The organism is uncultured Campylobacter sp. (assembly GCF_938017705.1).
Classification (GTDB): Bacteria; Campylobacterota; Campylobacteria; order Campylobacterales; family Campylobacteraceae; genus Campylobacter_B.
Genome location: NZ_CALIIS010000114.1, coordinates 1 through 5,147 on the forward strand (window position 1 = coordinate 1; position 5,147 = coordinate 5,147).

Here is a 5,147-nt window from a genome sequence, read left to right on the forward strand (position 1 = left end):
CCGCAAGATTGGCGCAAATAGCGTCGGCGTGGAGAGAATTTTCCCGATCTACAGCGAGAGTATCGAAAGCATCGAGGTTCTAAGAAAAGGACGCGTTCGCCGCGCGAAGCTATTTTACCTACGCGATAGACGCGGTAAAGCGGCTAAAATCAAAGAGCTACGAAAATAATCCTTTAAATTTACGCTTCTTAATTCAAAAGGAAGCTCTTTTTATAATGCGCGAGATTTTAAAAAATTTCGCGCAAAATCTACTCGCATTAAATCTAAAATTTTACAACTTTTCCATTAAAATTTTTAATTCTAAACTGCCTAAAAATCGTCTTTTTCGATAGAAAAAGATAAAATATATCCTGATTTTATTTGCGTTTAAAAATATTACTATAAAATGCAAATTTTAATTTAGAAAGCTCGCGCTAAATTTGAGAATTCGGCCGAGTAAAATTTATTCAGTAAAGAGCGAGATGTGATTTTTTTAGGCATTGACGTAGGATCAACCACTGTCAAAACGGTAGTTTTAAACGAAAAATATGAAATTTTAAGCAAGAGCTACGAGAGGCATTTGGCAAAGCCCAAGGAGCTGGTGCTAGATAAAATTTTGCAAATTCAAAAAACCTATGCAGGCGAGCAATTTAGCGTCGCCATAGCGGGTTCGGCAGGCATGGGTATCGCCAAAAATTGCAAAATTCCGTTCGTCCAAGAGGTTTTCGCTACTTCGCTCGGCGTCAAGCGGATGTTTCCAAAGACCGATGTCGTCATCGAGCTCGGCGGAGAGGACGCTAAAATTTTATTTCTCACGGGTGGACTTGAAGAGCGGATGAACGGCTCATGCGCGGGCGGCACCGGCGCATTTATCGATCAGATGACCAATCTTTTGCATCTGGATATCACGGAGCTTGATCGCCTAAGCTTTGCGGCGAATAAAATTTACCCGATCGCCTCACGCTGCGGTGTATTCGCTAAAAGCGACATTCAGCCGCTGTTAAATCAAGGCGTACGCAAGGAAGACATTAGCGCCAGTATCTACGCTGCTGTCGTCGAGCAGACGATCTCGGGGCTTGCGCAAGGTCGCGAGGTTAAGGGAAATATCCTGTTTCTAGGCGGTCCGTTGTTTTTCCTAAAAGGCCTTCAGGCGCGCTTTAAAGAGGTGCTAAAGCTTACCGACGAAACTGCGACCTTCCCCGATATTGCGCCTTACTTCGTGGCTTACGGCAGCGCGCTGTATGCAAAAGATACGGGGGAAGCGTTAAATTTAGAGGAGACGATCGCGCTTTTAAAAAAGGAGCCCGACAGGACCGCGCTGGAAGCCGAGCCGCCGCTTTTCAAAGACAGAGCGGAATTTGACGAGTTCACCGCTCGCCACGCCCGCGCAAGCGTGCCTAAGGTGGATATCCACACCTACAGCGGAGACGCGTATTTGGGCGTGGATTGCGGTAGCACTACGATCAAAGTCGTGCTTATGGGTGCAAACTACGAGCTGCTGTATAAATTTTACTCCTCCAATAAAGGCGATCCGGTCGATATCCTGCTGCCGCGTCTTAAGGAGCTATACGATCTTTGTGAGGGTCGCATCAAGATCAAGGGCAGCGGCGTTACCGGATATGGCGAGGATCTCATTAAGACCGCCTTTCGCTTCGATTACGGCATCGTCGAGACGATCGCGCATTATAGCGCCGCGCGCCACTTCAATCCAAAGGTCGATTTCATCATCGACATCGGCGGGCAGGACATCAAGTGTTTCTCTATTAAAGATGGCAATATCGATTCTATCGTGCTAAATGAGGCATGTAGCTCGGGCTGCGGCTCGTTTTTGCAGACCTTTTCAAATTCTTTAGGCTACGACATCAAAGATTTTGCGAATTTAGCCCTTTTTGCGACCCATCCCGCCAAGCTTGGTAGCCGCTGCACGGTCTTTATGAACTCTTCGGTCAAGCAGGCTCAAAAGGACGGCGCTACGATCGAGGATATCAGCGCTGGACTTGCTATTAGCGTCATAAAAAACGCGATTTACAAGGTTATTCGCGTGCGAAACGCCGACGATTTGGGTCAAAACATCGTAGTGCAGGGCGGTACCTTTTTAAACAATGCTGTGCTGCGTGCCTTCGAAAAAGAGCTCGGCAAGGACGTGATCCGTCTAGATATCAGCGAGCTTATGGGTGCATACGGCGCGGCGCTTTTTGCCAAAAATAACGCGAACGAGCGCACCGATATGATCAGTCGTGCAGAGCTTGAAAATTTCACTCATCGCAGCGAATTTAGCGTCTGCAAGCTCTGTACGAACAAATGCCCGCTTACGATCAGCTACTTCGGCGATACTAAATTCGTCTCTGGAAATAAGTGCGAGCGCGGCGCAGGTAAGGAGATCCGCCACGATATCACGAATTTGTTTGAGTTTAAAAACGAGCTTTTGCGAAAATATCGTAAGCCGCCGAAGCAAGACGCACCGCGAGTCGGAATTCCGTTTGTTTTGAATATGTTTGAGATGATCCCGTTTTGGAGCGCGTTTTTTGAAAATTTAGGCATGAGCGTCGTGCTGTCGCAAAAGCCGCGAAAAGAGACGCTGTTTTTGGCAAGCCAAAGCATCCCGAGCGATACCGTCTGCTATCCGGCTAAAAGCGTGCACGGCCACATCTACGATCTGCTAAATAAGAGCGTCGATTTTATCTTCTATCCGTGTATGAGTTACAGCCTGGATGAAAATATCAGCGAGAACTGCTACAACTGCCCCGTAGTCGCATACTATCCCGAACTGATACGCGCGAACGTAGGCGCGCTGGAGGAGAAAAAATTCCTCTACCCGCACGTGGATCTTAACATGCAAGATTCGTTTTGCAAAACGATGCAGGCTGAGCTCGCGGACGCCGGGTATAAATTTCATTCCGACGCTGTGAAAAACGCCGTCTTGCAAGGCCTTAAGGAGCTGCAAAGCTATAAAAATACCGTTTTAATAAAAGGCGAGGAGACCCTAAAAGAGATACAAAGTAGCGGTGCCAGCGCCATTGTGCTAGCGGGTCGTCCGTATCATATCGATAAGACGATCAACCACGGTATCGATCGCTATCTAAATTCCTTGGGCTTTATAGTGCTTAGCGAGGACGCGCTGCCGCTTAGCAGGGTGCAGACGAAAAGCCTTAATCAATGGACCTACCACGCCAGGCTTTATAGCGCGGCGCGGTTCATCTGTAAATACCCGCGCATGCAGCTGGTGCAGCTAGTCAGCTTCGGCTGCGGAATCGATGCGATCACGGGCGACGAGGTGCGCGACATACTGCGCCAAAACGGCAAAATTTACACTCAACTTAAAATCGATGAAGTCACCAACCTAGGTGCGGTCAAGATCCGCCTTCGCAGTCTACAAGCTACTATGCTAGAGCGCGAGAAGCAAGCGCAATCAAAAAAAGGCCAATAATGTTTGCTAAATTCACAAAAGATATGAAACAAACCCACACGATCTTAATCCCCACAATGATCGATCCGCATTTTCGCTTTATGCAAGGCGTGCTGCGTGACGAGGGCTATAAGAGCGTCTTGCTCGGCGAAAATCGTCAAAATATCGTCGAGGAGGGGCTTCGTAGCGTGCATAACGACATGTGCTACCCCGCGCTGCTCGTCATAGGGCAGTTCATCGACGCGCTCAAAAGTGGCGAGTTTGATACGCACAAAGTAGCGCTTCTCATCAGCCAAACGGGCGGCGGCTGCAGAGCGAGTAACTATATAAATTTGCTTCGCAAAGCGCTTGAGGACAGCGGTTTTAGCTACGTCCCCGCGATTTCGTTAAATTTTGGCTCGCTAGATGAGAATGAATTTAGCCTCGGCAAAAAATCGCTTCTAAAGCTCTTTGCCGCGATATTTTACGGCGATTTGATGATGGGGCTGTATAATCAGTGCAAGCCCTACGAAAAGATCAAAAATCAAACGAATGAAATTTACGAACTCTGCGCCGAGCGGATCAAAAATTTGACTGACCAAAGATCGTTTTTCAATCTCAAGAAAAATTTTAAATTTATCCTCTCGCAGTTCGCTAAAATCGAGCGCGACGATAAGCCGCGAGTGAAGGTGGGCATCGTGGGCGAAATTTATCTTAAATACTCGCCCATCGGCAACAACGGCCTAAACGCCTACCTCATACGCGAAAATGCCGAGCCCGTAAATACGGGGCTGATGGACTTCGTGCTTACCTGCATCTACGATGCGGTCTACGACAAGCAGCTCTACGGCAAGGGCGGCGCGGCGTATTACGGCTCGCTTGCGGTCGCTAAAGTAGTGGAATTTTTCCAGCGCATGATGATTAAGCAGATAAAACGATTTGGATTTCGCGCGCCGAGCCCATTTAGCGAGGTTCGCGCCGCCGCTGACGGCTACATCGGTCACGGCGTGAAGATGGGCGAGGGCTGGCTGCTGACGGCGGAGATGGTCGAGTTTATGCGCCACGGCATACAAAACGTCGTGTGCGCGCAGCCCTTCGGCTGCCTGCCAAACCACATCATCGCGCGCGGAATGATCCGAAAGATTAAACAGAACTACCCGCAAGCAAACATCGCTGCTATCGACTACGACCCGGGCGCAAGCGCGGTAAATCAAGAAAACCGCATAAAACTGATGCTTGCTAACGCAAATCGAAAGTAGCGCGCCGCATATCAAAAAGAGCTTTGGAATTTTAAATTCTAAAGCCTGTCGTAAAATTTTAAAATTTAAAAGCAAGCTCGCGATGACGGTTAAATTTTGACACGTAAATGGTTCGCTTCCTTTCGCGAAATTTCCTCGAGATTTTGAAATTTTAAAATCTTGGCAGTTCCATTGCGCTTCTTTTGCCTCTTCCGCTCATTCCGGCTTCAGCTCTTACGAAATTCATCGTAATTTTATACAAATCCGCGTGAAATTCTACGCGCCGCCGCCATAGAATTCCATCACACAATCCCATTTTGCCACGTCATAAAATTCCATTCTCGTTAAGGCAAAATTTAATACAATCCGTCTTTAAATTTTACAAAGGAAGTTTATGAAATTTTGGATTTATGGCGCGCTTTTGGCGCTATGCTGTGGAGTTTTTAGCGGATGTGCGAGTAAGAATTTGCCGGGCTACATGCAAGGGCGCGAGCACATCGTCGCGATGAGCGCGGCATCTGGCGGTCAGCTGCGAATGAGCGGCG

General features: G+C 48.0%; 4 protein-coding genes. All 4 read left to right on the forward strand.

Annotated features, from left to right (window positions below; genetic code table 11):
• A partial coding sequence (locus Q0605_RS05560; RefSeq protein ID WP_298704981.1) for a 50S ribosomal protein L19 occupies positions 1-169 on the forward strand: 169 nt, incomplete at its 5' end.
• 294 nt (positions 170-463) lie between these two features.
• A complete protein-coding gene (locus tag Q0605_RS05565) occupies positions 464-3,406 on the forward strand; it encodes an acyl-CoA dehydratase activase (protein WP_298704974.1) in 2,943 nt (980 codons plus the stop codon).
• Positions 3,406-4,623 (forward strand): 2-hydroxyacyl-CoA dehydratase, encoded by a 1,218-nt coding sequence (locus Q0605_RS05570; protein ID WP_298704976.1) that lies wholly within the window; start codon positions 3,406-3,408, stop codon positions 4,621-4,623. Before Q0605_RS05565 ends, Q0605_RS05570 begins: the two co-directional genes overlap by 1 nt.
• A complete protein-coding gene (locus tag Q0605_RS05575) occupies positions 4,601-4,723 on the forward strand; it encodes a hypothetical protein (RefSeq protein WP_298704978.1) in 123 nt (40 codons plus the stop codon). Before Q0605_RS05570 ends, Q0605_RS05575 begins: the two co-directional genes overlap by 23 nt.
• The last annotated feature ends 424 nt before the right edge of the window (positions 4,724-5,147 follow it).